Annotated in this window: 15 protein-coding genes; 7 read left to right on the top strand and 8 right to left on the bottom strand. The window is 72.1% G+C overall.

Translation table 11 applies throughout. From position 1 onward, the window contains the following. A complete protein-coding gene (locus tag AB7M35_RS22230) occupies positions 1–729 on the bottom strand; it encodes a hypothetical protein (protein WP_453962744.1) in 729 nt (242 codons plus the stop codon). Positions 730–868: 139 nt separating this feature from the next. On the opposite strand from AB7M35_RS22230, the gene AB7M35_RS22225 reads away from it, so the two are divergent. The 7 genes from AB7M35_RS22225 (at position 869) to AB7M35_RS22195 (ending at position 6,707) form a co-directional block, all read left to right on the top strand. Next, positions 869–1,252 carry a hypothetical protein gene (locus AB7M35_RS22225; protein ID WP_453962743.1) on the top strand — a complete coding sequence of 128 codons (384 nt, stop codon included), beginning with the start codon at positions 869–871 and terminating at the stop codon, positions 1,250–1,252. Between the two features lie 73 nt (positions 1,253–1,325). Further along, entirely contained in the window at positions 1,326–2,093 is a 768-nt protein-coding gene (locus AB7M35_RS22220; RefSeq protein ID WP_453962742.1) for an SDR family oxidoreductase, read from the top strand. After that, a complete protein-coding gene (gene uvrC / locus AB7M35_RS22215) occupies positions 2,090–4,087 on the top strand; it encodes an excinuclease ABC subunit UvrC (RefSeq protein WP_453962740.1) in 1,998 nt (665 codons plus the stop codon). Before AB7M35_RS22220 ends, uvrC begins: the two co-directional genes overlap by 4 nt. 219 nt (positions 4,088–4,306) lie before the next feature. After that, positions 4,307–5,161 (top strand): cytochrome c, encoded by an 855-nt coding sequence (locus tag AB7M35_RS22210; RefSeq protein WP_453962738.1) that lies wholly within the window; start codon positions 4,307–4,309, stop codon positions 5,159–5,161. Between the two features lie 243 nt (positions 5,162–5,404). Further along, a complete protein-coding gene (gene pgsA, locus AB7M35_RS22205) occupies positions 5,405–5,977 on the top strand; it encodes a CDP-diacylglycerol--glycerol-3-phosphate 3-phosphatidyltransferase (RefSeq protein ID WP_453962737.1) in 573 nt (190 codons plus the stop codon). Continuing rightward, entirely contained in the window at positions 5,977–6,228 is a 252-nt protein-coding gene (gene moaD, locus AB7M35_RS22200) for a molybdopterin converting factor subunit 1 (RefSeq protein ID WP_453962735.1), read from the top strand. Before pgsA ends, moaD begins: the two co-directional genes overlap by 1 nt. A 5-nt stretch (positions 6,229–6,233) precedes the next feature. Beyond that, complete coding sequence (locus AB7M35_RS22195) at positions 6,234–6,707, top strand: molybdenum cofactor biosynthesis protein MoaE (RefSeq protein WP_453962733.1); 474 nt, start codon at positions 6,234–6,236, stop codon at positions 6,705–6,707. 127 nt (positions 6,708–6,834) lie between these two features. Here the strand turns inward: AB7M35_RS22195 and AB7M35_RS22190 are convergent, their stop codons facing one another. From AB7M35_RS22190 to tsaE, 7 genes are all read right to left on the bottom strand, one after another. Then, positions 6,835–7,314 carry an Lrp/AsnC family transcriptional regulator gene (locus AB7M35_RS22190; RefSeq protein WP_453962732.1) on the bottom strand — a complete coding sequence of 160 codons (480 nt, stop codon included), beginning with the start codon at positions 7,312–7,314 and terminating at the stop codon, positions 6,835–6,837. 133 nt (positions 7,315–7,447) lie between these two features. Beyond that, a complete protein-coding gene (gene grpE / locus AB7M35_RS22185) occupies positions 7,448–8,053 on the bottom strand; it encodes a nucleotide exchange factor GrpE (RefSeq protein WP_453962731.1) in 606 nt (201 codons plus the stop codon). Positions 8,054–8,184: 131 nt separating this feature from the next. After that, positions 8,185–8,505, bottom strand: coding sequence for a thioredoxin (gene trxA / locus AB7M35_RS22180; protein ID WP_453962729.1), 321 nt, complete (start codon positions 8,503–8,505; stop codon positions 8,185–8,187). A gap of 230 nt (positions 8,506–8,735) precedes the next feature. Continuing rightward, positions 8,736–12,269 (bottom strand): double-strand break repair helicase AddA, encoded by a 3,534-nt coding sequence (gene addA, locus AB7M35_RS22175; protein WP_453962727.1) that lies wholly within the window; start codon positions 12,267–12,269, stop codon positions 8,736–8,738. Continuing rightward, on the bottom strand, positions 12,266–15,448 hold the full coding sequence (addB, locus tag AB7M35_RS22170) for a double-strand break repair protein AddB (protein WP_453962726.1): 3,183 nt from the start codon (positions 15,446–15,448) through the stop codon (positions 12,266–12,268). Before addB ends, addA begins: the two co-directional genes overlap by 4 nt. Positions 15,449–15,682: 234 nt before the next feature. Beyond that, positions 15,683–16,414 carry a nucleotidyltransferase family protein gene (locus tag AB7M35_RS22165; protein ID WP_453962724.1) on the bottom strand — a complete coding sequence of 244 codons (732 nt, stop codon included), beginning with the start codon at positions 16,412–16,414 and terminating at the stop codon, positions 15,683–15,685. Beyond that, the gene (gene tsaE / locus AB7M35_RS22160; RefSeq protein WP_453962723.1) at positions 16,411–17,952 is read right to left on the bottom strand and encodes a tRNA (adenosine(37)-N6)-threonylcarbamoyltransferase complex ATPase subunit type 1 TsaE; all 1,542 of its coding nucleotides are present in this window, start codon (positions 17,950–17,952) and stop codon (positions 16,411–16,413) included. The genes AB7M35_RS22165 and tsaE overlap by 4 nt, the downstream gene beginning before the upstream one ends. Between the last annotated feature and the right edge of the window lies 1 nt (position 17,953).

Below are 17,953 nucleotides of genomic sequence, written 5' to 3'. Positions count from 1 at the left end.
CTACACGCGCCAGTGGTCGCCGATCCAGCGGGCCGGCCGGAGCTGCTTGTGGATTCCGCCGGGCCAACGCCCCTCGAACGCCTCGTCGGGCTTTGGATGGCCGTGGAACACCACGATGCGGGCGCCCTCGGGGATCTTTGCCGGCACGAACCAGCGGCGGAGGCCGCGCGGCAGGCAGTGCTTCTTGAAGGAGACGCACCACTCGGCCGGCCAGAACTCGATGTCCGGCTTCATGTGCGAGAGGTAGGCCTGCTCGTTGCGGTAGAGGTCGACCCAGTGCTGGACGGAGTGTTCGTGGAAGGTGTCGAGCACCTGCGGGTCGGCGCCGATCTCGAAGCGGAACACCGAGGAGTTCCCGACGCGCCGGTCCGGGTGGGTCCAGTTGTGGATGATGCAGAGCTTGCCGGGCTCGTAGTCGAAGAACGGGTCGAGGCTGTCGACGACGATCAGGTCGAGGTCGAGGAACAGCGCGGTGCCCTGAAGGTCGGCGAGCGTCCGGTTGAACAGCGCCACCTTCTTCCAGGGCAGTTCCTGGTAGGCGTCGAGGGTGATCGGCGGCAGCGGCGCCGTCTCGATCCCGGCATCGATGCCGGTCGCGTCGTCGGTGAAGCACATGAACCGGAACGGCCGCGTCAGGTGGCGGGCCACCATGGCGTGCAGCCGGTTGACGTAGTGCGGACCGTAGGCGGTGCCCCACTTCATGCAGACGATGTTGACGGGAGGGATCATCTTGCCTTGTCTCAGGGCCGAGGCCCGGCGACGCGGGCAGGACGGATATGCAATCCGCCTATAAGAAACGGGCGTATGTGACAAGCTGAGGTCGGGTTGCGGGGAGGCGGGTGCCGTGTCGGCGGGAGCGAATCGGCTGTTGTTGGAAGATCCGCCGGACGAGGGGCGCCGTCCGGCCGTCACCGGATTGCGGCCGGACGTGGTGTTCGTCGTCACCGGCGCGGTGTGGCGGGATTTCGTCGCGCTCCGGGCGCGCTGGGACGAGCCGCTGTGCCTCGGATTCAACCAGGACTGCGGCGCGCGGATCCGGCAGGCGGCGCGCGGCGGCGAACCGGATCGCGCCCGCCACTGGCGCGCGGTGCGCGACCTGGCCGACTGCTACGGGGTTTCCTGGGTGAGCGCGGTCGAGGTCGACGGCGACCTCGTGCGCGAGGCGCCGCGCCAGCCGTGTTTCGACTACCCCGCCGACGACCGGCTGAAGCGGGTCGTGCTGGCATCCGACACCGGCGCGGTGTTCGGCTGACGGCACGCGTATCGGAGTTCCGTGACGTCGGGCGGGCCCGGCGGGAGACGGCTTGAGAGTGAGCAGGAGCATCATGGGTTCGTCTCCCCTTCGGTCCGCCTTCGTCACCGGCGGCGGGCGCCGCATCGGCCGCGCCATCGTCGAGGACCTGGCCGCCCACGGCTTCCGGGTGGCGCTGCACTGCCACCGCTCGGCCGGCGAGGCGGAGGCGCTGGCGGCCGGGCTGCGCGACCGGGGCGGCGACGTGCGGGTGGTGGAAGCCGACCTCTGCGACCTGGCGGGGCTGCCGGACCTGGTGGCGCGCGCCGCCGGGGCGGTCGGGCCGCTGGGCATCCTCGTCAACAACGCCGCGCTGTTCGGCGACGACGGCTTCGACGCGGTGACGCCGGAGGTGTTCCAGGCGCACATGACGCTGAACGCCGCGGCGCCGGTGTTCCTCTCCCAGGCGTTCGCCCGCCAGGTCGGCGACGACGCGCGGGGGCTGATCGTCAACATCACCGACCAGCGCGTCAGAAAACCGGTGCCCGGCCACTTCTCCTACGGCGCCTCGAAGGCCACATTGGAGGCCATGACCATCACCATGGCCCAGGCGCTGGCGCCGCGGATCCGGGTGAACGCCATCGCGCCGGGCCCGACGCTGAAGGGCGACCGCCAGTCCCCGGACGACTTCGCGCGGCAGTCCGCCGCCGTGCTGCTGGGGCGCGGGCCGGCGCTCACCGAATTCGGCGCCACGGTGCGCTTCCTGGCCGAGACGCCGTCGATCACCGGGCAGACCATCCTGCTCGACGGCGGCCAGCATCTTGCCTGGGAGACACCGGACGTCCTAGGGATTCCCGAATGACCGAATCGACAACCGCGGACCCCAAGCCCCCGGCCGCGCCGGGGCCGGTGTCCGTGCCCGGCGACGACGCCTTCGAGCGGATCGCTCCCGAGCCCGTCGCGGACGCCGCCGACGGCGAGGGCGGCCGGCTGGGCGCCGACCTGATCGCCGACCTGGTGAAGCGGCTGCCGAACGCGCCCGGCGTCTACCGGATGCTCGATCGCAACGGCGACGTGCTGTACGTCGGCAAGGCGCGCAGCCTGAAGAAGCGCGTCGCCAACTACGCGCGGCCGACGGGGCTTGCCAACCGTACGCTGGCGATGATCGCGTCGACGGCGGCGATGGAGTTCGTCACCACCCGCACCGAGACCGAGGCGCTGCTGCTCGAGGCGAACCTCATCAAGCGGCTGCGGCCGCGCTTCAACGTCCTGCTGCGCGACGACAAGTCGTTCCCCTACATCCTGATCACCGGCGACCACGAGGCGCCGCAGATCCTCAAGCACCGGGGCGCGCGCAGCAAGAAGGGCGCCTATTTCGGGCCGTTCGCGTCGGCCGGCGCCGTCGACCGCACCATCAATGCCCTGCAGAAGGCGTTCCTGCTGCGCTCGTGCACCGATGCGGTCTACGAGAGCCGCACCCGGCCGTGCCTGCTGTTCCAGATCAAGCGCTGTTCGGGTCCCTGCACCGGCGAGATCGACCCGGCCGGCTACGCCGAGCTGGTCGACGAGGCGCGCGCCTTCCTGAACGGCAAGAGCCGGGCGGTGAAGGCGGAGCTCGCCACCGAGATGGAGCGGGCCTCGGACCGGCTCGATTTCGAGCAGGCGGCGCGCTACCGCGACCGGCTGTCGGCGCTCTCCCACATCCAGCAGCACCAGGGCATCAATCCCCAGGGCATCGAGGAGGCCGACGTCTTCGCGGTGCACCAGGAGGGCGGGCAGACCTGCATCCAGGTGTTCTTCTTCCGCACCGGCCAGAACTGGGGCAACCGGGCCTACTTCCCCAAGGCCGACGCCCACTGGTCGACGGCCGAGGTGCTGGAGAGCTTCCTCGCCCAGTTCTACGACGACAAGCCGTGCCCGCGGATGATCCTCACCTCCGAGGCGCTGCCCGAGCAGGCGCTCTTGGAGGCGGCGCTGTCGGAGCGTTCCGACCGCAAGGTGACGGTGACGGCGCCCCAGCGCGGCACCAAGCGCGAGCTCGTCGACCACGCGCGCCAGAATGCGCGCGAGGCGCTGGGCCGCAAGCTCGCCGAGAGCGCCAGCCAGGCGGCACTGCTGAAGGGCGTGGCCGAGGTGTTCGGCCTCCCCGCCACGCCGCGCCGCATCGAGGTCTACGACAACTCCCACATCATGGGCACCAACGCGGTGGGCGGCATGATCGTCGCTGGCCCGGACGGCTTCGCCAAGGCGCACTACCGCAAGTTCAACATCAAGTCGGAGACGGTGACGCCCGGCGACGACATCGGGATGATGCGCGAGGTGCTGCAGCGGCGGTTCCAGCGGCTTCTGAAGGAAGCTGGCCCGCGCGGCGACGGCGAGACGCCCGACGAGGGGATCGGGCCGTGGCCGGACCTGGTGCTCATCGACGGCGGCGTCACCCAGCTCGGCGCGGCGCGCGAGACGCTGGCCGACCTCGGCATCACCGACCTGCCGCTGGTGGGGGTGGCCAAGGGCGTCGACCGCGACGCCGGCCGTGAGGAGTTCCACATTCCCGGCAAGCAGCCGTTCCGGCTGCCGCCGCGCGACCCGGTGCTCTACTTCGTGCAGCGCCTGCGCGACGAGGCGCACCGCTTCGCCATCGGCACCCACCGGGCGAAGCGGTCGAAGGAGATCCACGCCAACCCGCTCGACGAGATCGCCGGCATCGGCACCGCGCGCAAGCGGGCGCTGCTGCGCCATTTCGGCACCGCCAAGGCGGTGTCGAAGGCCGGAATTGAGGATCTCCTGTCGGTGGACGGCATCTCCGAGGCGATGGCGAAACTCATCTACGCCCACTTCCACGAACGCGCAGGTTGAAGTAATAACAAGTAAGAGCTGGCCGGAAAGCTTCGCACAGCCTTCCAGGCCGCCCTGCGTCCATGTGTTCCCGCGTCCACAGACTTTGAAATGACCTGTGATGTCCGTCACAGCGGCCCTCCGCCGTGGCGTGGCATCTGCAGTTTCGTTGGAAATCGATCGTTTCCGGCCACCGGTTCCCTGTGCCCACCGGCCGGCCGATCCCCGGAGATCTCTCGAATGTCGTTCAGGTTCGCGCCGGCGCTCGCCGGCATCGGCGTCCTGGCCGCGCTGTCGGCCGGCGCCTCCGCCGAAACGCTCACCGAGCGTGGCTTCTATCTCGTCACCACCGTCATGGCCTGCGGCAACTGCCATACGCCCGTCGGCCCCACCGGGCCCGACCAGGCGAAGTTCCTGGCCGGCGGCCTGACCTTCGACGACAAGCCGTTCACCGTGACGGCCCCCAACATCACCTCCGACAAGGCGACGGGCCTCGGCGAGTGGACCGACGCGGAGATCAAGGCGGCGCTGGTCGAGGGCGTCCGCCGCGACGGGACGCCGCTGGCGCCGGTGATGCCGAGCGCCTTCTACAAGGTGCTGTCGCCGCGCGACCTCGACGCCATCGTCGCCTATCTGCGCACGGTGACGCCCATCGAGAACAGCGTGCCGGGGCCGGAATACCGCCAGGTGATCGAGGCGAAGCCGCTGCCGGGCGCCGAGAAGCCGATCCTGGAGGCGGCGCGCAACCGCGACGTGGTGACCGAGGGCTTCTACCTGACCACCATCGCCCACTGCATGGAGTGCCACACGCGCTGGACCGACGGGCACCCGGATCCGATCGAGGGGCTGGGCGCCGGCGGTCGCGAGTTCCCCGGCCCCTGGGGCACGTCCGTCGCCGCCAACATCACCCCGGACCCGGAAGCCGGCATCGGCGCCTGGTCCGACGCGGAGGTGAAGAAGGCGATCACCGACGGCGTCGCGCCGGACGGAACCATGCTCAAGCCGCCGATGGGATATCCCTACTATCACGGCATGCTGGACGACGACGTCGACGCCATCGTCGCCTACCTCAGGACGATCCCGCCCCGGAAGTGAGCGGCGTCCCCGGCCGCATTCATCGGCGGCGCGGCGGAACGCTTCGCCGCGCCGGGAGGTTTCGTTGACGGGTGCGGTCGGCTGTGGTCTTTCTGTGCCGCCCGCATTCCGGATCAGGCGAACCCAAGGGACCGGTCGGAAATTGCTACGGATTCAACACCTTGAAGATGCCGCGCCCGCCCGGCCCCGGTCCCGCCAGGCGGACGCGCCCGGCTGGCCCCGCGCTTGCTTGACGGTCGAAGCATGAGCACCACCAACGCCTTCACCGTCCCCAACCTCCTCACCTACGGCCGGATTCTCGCGGTCCCCATCATCGCGGCGCTGCTGCTGGTGCCCGATCCGACGGCACGCTGGGTGGCGGCGGTGCTGTTCATCGTGGCGGCGCTGACCGACTATCTCGACGGCTACCTGGCGCGCACCCTGAACCAGGTCTCGGCGCTCGGGCGCATGCTCGATCCGATCGCCGACAAGCTGGTGGTCGCCGCGCTGCTCATCGCGCTGTCGGCCGACGGCACCATCGACGGGCTGAACGTGCTCGCCGCGGTGTTCATCATGATGCGCGAGATCTTCGTGTCGGGCCTGCGCGAGTTCCTCGGCGGCACCGTGGTCATCCACGTCTCCAAGCTCGCCAAGTGGAAGACCACCGCGCAGCTCGCCGCCATCGCCATCCTGCTGCTCGCGCCGGTTCTCGGTGCCGCCGCCCAGGCCACCGAATGGCTGGGGCTCATCGTCCTGTGGATCGCCGCCGGCCTTACCATCTACACCGGCGTCGACTATATCCGCGGGGGATTGCCCTATCTGAGCGAGGCCGAGTGATGCGTGTCGTCTATTTCGCCTGGGTCCGCGAGCGGGTCGGCGTCGAGGAGGAAGAGATCGACCTTCCGGCCGACGTCGCAACCGCCGGCGACCTGGTCGCCTGGCTGAAGGACCGCAGCCCCAACCACGCCTTCGCGCTGGAAGAGCCGGCCGCCATCCGCGTCGCCGTCGACCGGATGCACGCCCAGCAGGACGCGCCGATCGCCGGCGCCCGCGAGGTGGCGCTGTTCCCGCCGATGACCGGCGGGTGACTGCCGTGAGCGCGCCCTCCTGGCCGGCGCCCGTCGTGCGTGTCGGCCTCGATCCCATCGACGTCGCCGCGGAGACCGGGGCCCTCACCGGGGGCCGCACCGACATCGGCGCGGTGGTGACCTTCACCGGGCTGTGCCGCGACGAGGGCGGCCGGCTGTCGGTGCTGGAGCTGGAGCATTATCCCGGCATGGCCGAGGCCGAGATCGGCCGCATCGCGGCGCAAGCGATCGCGCGCTGGCCGCTGATGGGTCTCAGGGTCGTCCACCGCTCCGGCCCGATCCGCCCCGGCGAGACCATCGTGCTGGTGGCGGCCGCGTCGGCGCACCGCGGCGACGCCTTCGAGGCGGCCTCGTACCTGATGGATTTCCTGAAGACCCGCGCGCCCTTCTGGAAGAAGGAGCACCTCGCCGACGGCACCAGCGGCGGCTGGGTGGAGGCGAAGTCGGCCGACGATGCGGCCGCCGGGCGCTGGGACTAGAGCCGTTCCCTTTCGTTCAGATCGACGCGGTCCGAGCGAAAAATGCGCAAGGTCTTGAATCCAAGGAATTTCCGGGCGCAACGGGCGCCGGTTCGCCGTCCGGAACCGCGACGGGGAATGGCCGGGCCTATTCCGGGATCGGCAGGCGGTGGTCGGCCTTCAGGGTCGACAGCACGATCGACGACTTCACCGTCGAGACCGACTGGTGGGGCAGCAGCGCGCCGTTGATCAGCTCCGACAGCGCCGGCAGGTCGGCGACCACGATCTTCAGGAGATAGTCCATGTCGCCGGTGAGGGCGTGCGCCTCCTGCACCTCCGGCAGGCGGGCCACTAGCCGCTGGAAGCGCTCGGCGTTCTCCGGCGAATGGGTGTTCAGCATCACGTTGACGTAGACGGTGATGGTGAGGCCGAGCCGGGCGGCGTCGAGGTCGGCCCGGTAGCCGCGGATCAGGCCGTCGGTCTCCAGCCGCTGGCGGCGGCGGGAACACTGGGACGCCGACAGGTGGACGATGTCGGCCAGCGCCTGGTTGGTCAGCGCGCCGTCGTCCTGCAGCGCCCGCAGGATGCGGCGGTCGTAGAGGTCGAGGGTGGAGGATTCGTGCGGCATCGGATCACTCTATGCGCGCTTCGTGCGCCGTCAACGGCCGATATGCGCGCGCCGAGCGTGAACGAGCGCCGATACGACAACGGCCCGGCAGACGGGTGTCTGCCGGGCCGTGTCTGACTGTCGGAAGCTTCGATCAGGCGTCGGCGTCGGGCTTCGGCGCGGCCTTCGGGCCGCCCTTGGAGACGCCGACCATCGCCGGGCGCAGCACCCGGTCGGCGATCACGTAGCCCGGCTGCACGACCTGCACGACGGTGCCGTTCGGCACTTCCTCGTTGGGAACCTCGAACATCGCCTGGTGCTTGTTCGGGTCGAAGCGCTCGCCGTGCGGCTCGATCTTGGCGATGCCGTGCTTTTCCAGCGCGTTCAGGAACTCGCGCTCGGTGAGCTGGATGCCGTCGACCAGCGACTTCACGGCCGGGTCCTTGAGGGCGTCGCCCTCCGGCATGGATTCCAGCGCGCGGCGGAAATTGTCGCCCACCGACAGCATGTCGCGGGCAAAGCCGGCCACCGAATAGCGGCGTGCGTCGGCGACGTCGCGCTCGGCGCGGCGGCGGGTGTTCTCGGCCTCGGCGAGCGCGCGCAGCAGCTGATCCCGGAGGTCGCCGACCTCGCGCTCCAGCACGGTCACCGGATCGTCGACGCCGCTCGCGTCGGCAGCGTCTTCGGCCGGCGTCTCGGCGGTCAGCTCGGGGTCGATCTCGTCCGGGTTGGCCTTGTTGGCGGTCTCGTTGCTCATCATCGCTCGTCTTGGGCAGTCGGAGGGAGGGGCCGCCGCATGCGGCCCTGTTGCAGGCTATCTAGGTGGTCTCGCACGCGAATGCGAGCCCGGCCGTCGCCGACCGGGCCCGTTTTCGGCGCAGAAGCGTGCGATCAGATCGACGCGTTGATCCAGTCGACCAGCTTCCCCTTCGGCACGGCGCCCACCTGGGTGGCGGCCGGCTTGCCGTCCTTGAAGAGGATCAGCGTCGGGATCGAGCGCACGCCGTACTTCATCGCGATGTTCTGGTTCTCGTCGATGTTCAGCTTGGCGATCTTCACCTTGCCGTCCATCTCCGTCGCGATCTGCTCGAGCGACGGGGCGATCATCTTGCACGGGCCGCACCACTCGGCCCAGAAGTCGACGACCACCGGCTCGCTGGAGTCGAGAACGTCGGCCTGGAAGGAGGAATCGGTGACGTTGGAAGGGCTCATGGCACACCTCGGATCTGGAGACCCGGCGCCGGACTTTCGGCGGCGGGGCGGCCTTTTCGGCCGGCAGAAGAGAAAAGCCGGAAAACGTCCGGGAACTGCGGGCGCGAACCCGCCGGGCGGCGACTCTTCAGGTTGACTGCAAGGTAGGTAGCGCGACGAACAGCGTCAAGCGAGCGCGGCCTGCGGGGCCGCCAGGACAGGCATGCGGAGGCGGCGATGCGAATCGCCCCTCAGTCCTCGGTCCGGGCCTCGTTCAGGCGCGCCAGCACGGCGTCCAGCGCCGCGTCCGGGATCGCCATCAGCCGGGCCGTATCGGTCCACACCAGCGCCGCGCCGATCGCCGCATGCGGTTCCAGTGGCCGCAGGATCTCCCGGTAGAGCGCCAGCTGCGCCAGATAGGCGGGCGGCACGTCGTCCAGCGTCTCGGGTGCGGGCCGGTCGCTCTTGTAGTCGACGATGAGCACCCGGCCGTCGCCCCGGATCATCCGGTCGACGCGGCCGGTCACCAGCCGGCGCGCCCCGGCGACGGTGAGGTGGCCGGCGAGGCCCACCTCGGCGCGGCTGCCGGGGCCGAACACGGCGGCGAAGTCGGGGGCCTCCAGGATCCGCAGCGCCGCCGCGGCGATGGCCTCGGCATCGATCGCCGCCGCGCCGCGCTGGGCCGCGGCCAGCCGCCGTGCGGCGGCCGGGCGGTCGCCGGGAGCGATGTCGGGCAGCACCTCCAGCAACCGGTGGGTGATCGTGCCGCGCAGCATCGCGGCCTGGCGGGCGGCCTCGGGCGACAGGCCCGACGGTTCGCCCATGCCGGCCGTGTCGGGCGACGGGGAAGGCGAGCGGCGTGGTGCCGCATGGGGCAGGGCGCGCGACGGGCTGAGGGCCGGCGCCTCGATCACCGGCGGCGGGGCGGGCTGCCGGGCCCAGGCGGGCAGCGGCGCCGGGGCTTCGGCGGCGGGGGGCGCCTCCTCCGGCGCGCCGGCGGCGCGCGGCCGCGTGATGCCGCGCCACTCGCGGGCGACCACCGTCTTGCCGTCGTCGCCGAGGATGTCGACCAGCCTGTCGGCGAGCCCGGCCTCCACCAGCCGGTACCACGAGTGCTCGTGGGGCCCGCGCGCCGGCGACCAGCCACAGACCACCAGCTGGTCCATGGCGCGGGTCATCGCGACATAGAGCAGCCGGGCGTATTCCGCCTCCTGCCGCGTGCGTTCCGAGAGCACCACGTCGAGCACCGCCTGGGGCCGGTGGTCGCCGTTCGGCGCCCAGGCGAGCGGCGGCACCGTGTCAGGGGCGGCCGGCGCGATCGGCACGATCTTCGGGTCGTGATGGGAATGCAGCGGCGCCCCGCAGCCGTCGACCAGGAAGACGATGCGGGATTCCAGCCCCTTTGCGCCGTGCACGGTCATCACCCGCACCGCGTCCGAGGCGGCGTCGCTCTCGCGCTTCAGCTCGGAGGCGGTGGCGGTGACGCGGGTGAGAAAGCCCTCCAGCGTCGGTACGCCGGAGCGCTCGAAATCGAGCGCCATGTCGAGGAAGGCGTCCAGCACCTCGTCGACCTCCGAGCCCAGGCGGGCCCGGAACAGGCGGCGGCCGTCGTCGGCGCCGAGCACGGTGGCGTAGAGGTCGAACGGCCGGTCGGCGCGGGCGATGCGGCGCCAGCGGGCGAGCCGGTCGGCGATGCCGGCAAGGCGCGCGTCCTCCCCGGCCGCCTCGTCGAGCGCGGCGGCAAGCGTGCCGTGGCGGTCGTGGGCGAGGCCGAACAGCGTCTCCTCGTCGAGGCCGAACAGCGGGCTCTTCAGCACGCAGGCGAGCGACAGGTCGTCGGCTCCGGTCAGCAGCGCCCGGCCGAGCGCGATCAGGTCCTCCACCGCGATGTGCTCGGTGACGGTGAGGCGGTCGGCACCGGCGACCGGAACGCCCGCCGCCTTCAGGGCGCGGTTGACCAGGTCGGCGAACGGTGCCCGCTTGCGCAGCAGCACCAGAATGTCGCCGGCGCGGATCGGCGCGCCGTTCGGATGGCGGGCCTCGCTGTCGAGCCAGTGCCGGATCGTGGCGGCGATCCGCTCCGCCAGCTGCACCGGCCCCGACGAGCCGGACGCGTGGTCCATGGGCTGCGTCCAGTCGTCCGGCGCGTCGGCCGTCACCGATTCCATCAGCGGCCAGACCGTCACCAGCCCCGGCTCGTTGGCGCGGATCGGCTCGTGCACGGTGGCGGCGCCGTCGCTGGCGATGCGGCGCTGCAGCTCCGGGTCGGCGAACACCGCGTCGACGGCGCCGAGCACGTCCGGGGTGGAGCGGAACGACAGGGTCAGGTGGACGGAGTTGAAGGTGGCGGCGATGGCGGTCGCCTGGCCCTCGAAGTGGCTGTGCTGGCGGTGGAAGGCGTCGGGGGCGGCGCCCTGGAAGCCGTAGATCGACTGCTTCTCGTCGCCGACGGCGAACACCGTGCGGACGCGGCCCTCGCGGGCGCCTTCGCCGGCGAAGAACTCGCCGGCCAGCGCGTTGACGATGTCCCACTGGCGCGGGCTGGTGTCCTGCGCCTCGTCGACCAGGATGTGGTCGATGCCGCGGTCGAGCTTGTAGTGGATCCACTGGGCGGCGTCGGAGCGCGACAAGAGCATGGCCGTGCGGGCGATCTGGTCGTCGTAGTCGACGAGGCCCTCGCGCGCCTTCTCCACCTCCATGTGGCCGAGCGCCCGGTCGGCGAGGCAGGCGAGCGCGGCGGTCGCCGAAACGTTGCGGATGGCGCGGGCCTTCTCCAGCAGGCCGACGAGCCGCGCCTGTTCTTCCGCGTAGCGGTCGGCGAGGTCGGGCAGGGCCGCGAGGATCGTCTTGGTTCCGGCGCCGGAGGCGGCCCTGGGCTCGCGTTTGGCCGTCAGGAACATGTCGAGCCACGCCTCGGCGCGCTCCGCCGGCTCCACCGAGACGTCGCCGCACAGGCTGATGCGGTCGAGCTGCTTGCGGTCGTTGGCGCCGCCGGCGGACAGGGCCTCGGCGTAGGCGCGCCGGAAAGCGGGATCGAAGCCGGGCGAGCCGAGGATCTCGTCGGTGAGGCCGTCGAGGGTGTCGGCCGGGCTGAGGCTGAGGGCGGCGCGCAGCCGGTCGATGGCGGGCGCCAGCCCGCCGGCGCTCTCCAGCCACGCCCGGAAGGCGTCGCGCTCGCGGATCATCGCCCGCACGGCGCCGAGCAGCGTCAGGTCGGCCGACAGCGGCAGGATGTCGGCGATCGCCCGGGCGAGCGGTCCGCCGGGGTCGGCGGCGGCCTCGGTCAGCGTCGCGTCGATCGCCTTGTCGCAGAGCTCGGCGTTGGCGGCGTCGTCGAGCACGGTGAAGCGGGCGGCGAGGTTCGCTTCCAGCGGAAACTGGTGCAGCAGGGCGGCGCAGAAGGCGTGGATGGTCTGGATCTTGAGGCCGCCCGGGGTCTCCAGCGCCTCGGCAAACAGCCGGCGCGCGCCGGCGCGGTCGGCCGCCGTCGGCGCGCGGCCGAGCCGGCCGGCGAGATGGCCGTCGAGCTCGGCGTCGCTGGCGCGGGCAAACGCCGCCAGCCGGTCGAACACCCGCTGGGACATCTGCGCGGCGGCGGCGTTGGTGAAGGTCAGGCAGAGGATCTTGCCGGGCGCCACGCCGGAGAGCAGCAGGTTGACCACCCGCTCCACCAGCACGTGCGTCTTGCCGGAGCCGGCGTTGGCCGACACCCAGGCCGAGGCGCCGGGATCCGAGGCGCGCGCCTGGGCGAGCAGCGTCGCCTCGGGGATGGTGCGCACGGTCATTCGCCGCCCTCCACCGAGAGCGCCCATTCCCGCGAGCGGGCGAGATGGTCGTAGTCGCCGTCGAAGCTCTTTTCCAGCCGCACCCGGGCGCGCGACAGGTAGCCCGCGGAGGGGAAGGCGTAGCGCTCGAGCAGCGCGCGCAGGCGCTCGTCCACCTCGCCCACCAGGGTGGCGGCGTCCTTGGCCTCCTTGTTGTCGAGCACCGAGCGCAGCCGCACCGGGTCCCTAGACCCCTTCAGCTCGACATAGGCGAGGTCGGCGATCGGATGGTTGCCCAGCGCCCCGAAGCCGCCGGCCGCCAGCATCAGCGCCTCGATGGTGAGCTGCGGCTCCAGGTGGGTCGCCACCTGCTGGGGCGAGGGCGCGGTACCGGTCTTGTAGTCGAGGAGGACGACGCGGCCGTCGGTCTGCTCGTCGATGCGGTCGGCGCGGCCGGTGATGGTGACCGGACCGGCCGGGGTGGACCGCTCCAGCCGGCCGGCGATCTCGACGTGGCGGGCGCGGATGCCGGCGGCGCGCTCCGCCTCCAGCGCGACGAACGCCTCGGCGATGCGGGCGAAGCGCGGCAGCCAGAGGGCGGTCACCTCGGCCTCGTCGAGCTCGCGGAAGGCCTTTTCGCCAATGGCCACCAGCGCGGCGAGGGCGGTGGCGTCGAACGGCCCCTGCCAGTCGCGGATGAAGTCGGCGAGGATGTCGTGGATCAGGGTGCCGCGCTCGGAGGCCTCCAGCGACGGGGCGATCGGATCCAGCGGCGAGAGCCCCAGCACCCGGCGCGCGTAGACGGCGTAAGGGTCGCGGATCAGCGTGCCGATCTCGGTGACGCCGAGCCGGCGGGGCCGCGCCTCCACCGGCGGCGCAGGGTTCGGTCGGGATGCCGGGGCCGCCGGGCCGTCGGGGGTGTCGAGGCCGCCGGCCCAGGCGACATAGGTGCGGCCGCGCGCGGCGATCGCCCTCGACGCGTCGGGCCCGCAGACCGCCAGCAGCCGCTGCAGCCAGCGCGACGCCACCGTCGGCGTGCCGGAGACGCGCTTGGCCCGGCTCATCACCACGTCGCCGGCGCCGAGCGCCTGGGCCACGTCGTGGGCGGCAAGGCCGATGCGGCGTTCCGGCGGCTCCAGCCCGAAGGTGCCGAGCATCGGGCGCGACATCCATGGTCCGACCTCCACGGCGGCCGGCCAGGTTCCCTCGTTCAGGCCGGCGATCACCAGCCGGTCGACCGACTGCAGGCGGGCTTCCAGTGGGCCCCAGATGAACAGCCGGTCGTCGGTGGGCACCGGGCCGCGGACGGCGGCATCGCCGGCCAGCGCCTCGAACAGCGACGGCCAGTCGCCGGGCAGCACCTCGAAGTCGACGCCGCCGGTCTCGGCGATGCCCGCGAGCGCCGCGCTCAGCACCGGCCCGTCGGCGCGCCGCGCCAGCCGGTCCGGCAGGGCGGGATCGGCGGCGAGCGCCTCGACAACCGCGAGATGCGCGGCGGCCAGCCGGTGGAGCGGCACCCTGGCCTTCGCGGTGGCGAGCGCCTCGAGCGGCTGAAGCGCGCGCTCCAGCGCGTCGATGAGCGGTGCGGCGGCCTCCAGCCAGCGCAGCCGGCGGGCGTGGTCGGCGCCGCGATGCTCCTCGTCGAGCCGCTCGACGCGCAGGTCGAGGGCAGCGCGCAGCCCGGCCGATCCGGGGCGCACCCGGTGGCCGCGCAGGACGCCGAGCTCCAGCCCTTCCAGGCCGCGCATGTAGTCGGCGGCCGGCATGCCGAGCCGGCAAAGCGGGTGCTTGAGGAGCGCGATGATCGTGTGGGCGTCGCCCTCGGTGGCGGCGGTCGCGGCCAGGCGCGCGAACACGCCGGCCGAGGTGGTGCCCAGCGGCCGGCCGGCGGAATCGTCGACGGAGATTTCCCAGCGGCGCATCTCGGCGGCGACGCGGCGGGCGATCGCCCGGTCGGGGGTGACGAGGGCGGCGGTGGCGCCCGGCCGCTCCAGCGTTTCGCGCAGCGCAATGGCGATCGCCAGCGCTTCCTCGCGCGCCGTCTCCGCCTCGATCAGCGACAGGCCACGGGATGCGGCATCGGCGGCGGCCGCGTCGAAGGTCTCCGCCCAGGCGTCGGTGGTGGAGGCCGGCCGGAACGCCGCCGAGACGATCCGCGCCCGGGCGTCCGCTTCGCTCAAGGGGGCGGCGCCGAGGGCCGGGACGTCTGTGCGGTCGAGGCCGATGCGCTTCAGAAGCTGCTTCAGGCCGAACTGGGGATGGCTGAACGACGGCGCAGGCCGCGCGTCGATGGCGGTCCATGCGGCGTCGTCGATGTGTCCGTCGAGGCCGGGCAGCACCACCGCGCCGTTGGGCATCCGCGCGATGGTTGCGATCAGCCGCGCCGTTGCCGGGATCGAGCCGGTGGAGCCGGCGGCAATCACCGGTCCTTTCGGCGGCGCGGCGGCAAGGCGGTCGGTCTCCGCGTCGATCAGCAGCCGCCGGCGGCGCGCCGGTTCCAGCGCCCCGCGCTCCTCCAGGAACGCCGGCCAGACCTCGACGGCGATGGACAGGAAGGTGGTGGTCACCTGCCAGTACTGGGCAAGCTCCTCCGGCACCAGGTCGGCGAGGGCCGTCCAGTCGGCCTCCTGGGTCTCCACCTGGTCCATGAGGGCGAGCAGGTCGCTGGCGAGCCTGGCGGCGTCGGCCGGCGAGCTCGGCACGGCGACGGTGTCGCCGGGAAGCAGGTCGAGGGTGTCGGCCGACAGCCGCTCCGCCCAGCGCCGGACCAGGCCGGCCATGGCGACGCGGCGGGTCAGGTCGGGCAGCGACGGCGCCAGCAGCGTGGTGTCGTCGGGATCCAGGGAGGGATGAGGAAAAGTGGAATCCGGTTTTCCGCCCGCATCCCGCTCCAGAATGTCGAGCACCAGCAGGTCCTCGGAGACGTCGCCGATGGCGCGGATGTCCGGCAGCACGACGCTGGGTCCGGGGGCCGCAGACAGGAAGGCGGCCTCCAGCGCGCGCACGGCGCGCCGGGTCGGCAGGTAGATGATGGCATCGGCCAGCGCCAGCGGATCGTCGGGGACCCGGCCGCCCGGCCACAGCGTGCCGTCGGCGAGCGCCGCAACGAGCGCCGGCAGGAACGGCACCGACGGCGGGATGGTGAACACGCGCGGCGTGCCCGTGTCCCCGGCCGTTTCGGATGTCACCGTGTCGGGCATGTCGGCGTCGGCTCCGTCGCGGGCGGCGTGGATTCGGACGCCCGCCGGGTCAGAATGCGCGCACCGGAGCGTCCGCGACAACAGCGGGCTGTGGACGGTCCGGTCCGGCTCCGGAGCAACGGGCGCTTCCGAAGAAAAATGCAAGCCGGCCGCCGCTTCGGCCGGAGAGGCTCAGATTCCTATTCCGGAGCCATTTCTGATCGATCAGGTGATCCCACCTGATCGGAAAAGGCTCTAGGCGGCGCTCTCGGCGATCGCCGCCTCGGCGTCGCGGATCGCCTTGGGCGTGCCGACGTGCAGCCACAGCCCGTCCATCCGGAGCCCGAACATGCGGCCGTCGGCGATCGCCCGGTCGAACAGCAGGTTCAGCGAGAACCCGCCCTCGGGAACGTCCTGGAACAGGCCCGGCGAAATGATGCCGGCGCCGGCATAGGCGAACGGCGCCACGTGGCGTTCGCTGCGCCGCGCGATCCGGCCGTCGGTGGAGAGCACGAAATCGCCGGTGCCGTCGTAGCCGATGCTGGTCACCGTCGGGGCGAGCATCAGGAGCCCGTCCATCTCGGCCGGGTTCCAGGCGTTGGCGAGCCGCACCAGGTTGGGCGTCGCGCCCTCCAGCCAGAAGGTGTCGGCGTTGAGCAGGAAGAACGGCTCGTCGCGGAAATGCGGAAGCGCCTTGGCGATGCCGCCGCCGGTATCGAGCAGCTTGCCGCGCTCGTCGGAGATCGTCACCCGCGGCGCCTTCCGGCGCGAGAGATGAACCTCCATCAGGTCGGCGAGATAGTGGACGTTGACCACCGCCTCCTCGACGCCGGCGTTCTGCAGCCGGTCGAGGCCGTAGTCGATCAGCGAGCGGCCGGCCACCTCCACCAGCGGCTTCGGCGTGGTGGCGGTCACGGGCCGCATGCGCTTGCCGAAGCCGGCGGCGAGCACCATCGCGCGGGTGGGACGGGTGGAGGGCGTGGTCATGGATGGAGGACTTCGGTGCTGGGGGCTGAGCGGGCAAGCATGGCGAGCGCCGGCTCGTAGAACCCTCTGAGTTCGGCGAAAATGGGGTCTGCCAGCGATCGCTCGAGATAGGCGGCGATGCGCGGCAGGTGCGCGAGGTAGGCGGGCTTGTCGTCGCGCACCTTGAGGCGGGCGAAGATGCCCAGGATCTTGGTCGCCCGCTGGGCGGCGACGACGGTGTAGGCGCGCCGGAAGCCGGCCGCGTCGAAGGCCGGGTCGGCGGCGCGGCGGGCGGCTTCGTAGCGCGCAAGCAGGCGGGTCTCGATGTCGGCGGAAACGGTGACGCGGGCGTCCTGGGCGAGCGAGGCCAGGTCGTACGCCGTCGGTCCGATCAGCGCGTCCTGATAGTCCAGAAGCCCGACGGTGGCCAGTCCGCCGCGCTCCGGCAGCCACATCAGGTTGGGCGAGTGATAGTCGCGCAGCAGCCAGGAGGTCTCGGCCTCCTCCACGAACGGCCAGAGCGCGTCCCAGGCCTCGGCGAAGGCGCCGAGCGTCTCCGCGTCCATGGCGGCGCCGGTCGCGAACGGCACGAACCACTCCGGATAGAGCGACAACTCGATCCCGAACACGCCCTTGTCGAAGGGCGGGATCAGGTGGCGTCCGCCGCCCGGTACGGCGGGGTCGCGCGGCATCGGCTGGCCGTGCAGGTCGGCCAGCACGTCGACCGCCAGCCCGTAGCGCTCCTCCAGCACGGCGCCGTCCTGCAGGATCGGTTCGGTGCCGAGGTCCTCCAGGAGCAGCAGCCCGGCGTCGAGATCGTGGGCAAGCACCTCTGGCGCGGAATAGCCGCGGGCCCGGAGCCCGTCGCCGATCGCCACGAACGGCCGCACGCTCTCGGCCAGATGGGCGCGGCGCGAATAGGGTTCGCCGCCGTAGATCGCCGGCCCGTCGGGCTGGGTCGGCGCGTTCATCAGCACGGCGCGGGTGTCGCCGGCGCGGATGCGCTCGTAGGTGCGCGACGAGGCGTCGCCCTGCAGGTGGCGGCGGGCCGCACCGGCGAAGCCGGCGGCGTCGAGGAAGGCGCGCACCGCGCGCGAGCGCTCCAGCCGGCGCGCCATGTCGGGCGCGGCGTCGAGGGTCACCGTCCGCCGGTCCGCCTCGGCGCCCGGCGCAATCGCGATCGCCAGCGTGGCCGGCGGCAGCATGCCGGCGCCGTGTTCCGGCCATTCCATCAGCACCGCGCCCGCTTCCAGGAGCTCGTCGATGCCGAGCTCGGCGGCCTCGGACGGATCGCCGAGCCGGTAGAGGTCCATGTGGGCGATGGTCAGGCGCTTCAGCTCGTAGGGCTGCAGCAGCGTGTAGGTGGGGCTCGGAACCTCCAGCTCGGGATCGTCGGCGAGCGTGCGGAGCAGGGCGCGCGCGAAGGTGGTCTTGCCGGCGCCGAGCGGGCCGGAAAGGGTGATCAGGTCGCCCGGCCGCACGACGGCCGCCACGTCCTCCGCCAGCCGCGTCGTCGCGGCTTCGTCCTCGATGGAGATCACAAGCGGGTCACGGGTCATG

The organism is Amorphus suaedae (assembly GCF_053629675.1).
The sequence above is the reverse complement of the archived record's forward strand: the minus strand, read 5'-3'. Positions and strand labels throughout refer to the sequence as shown.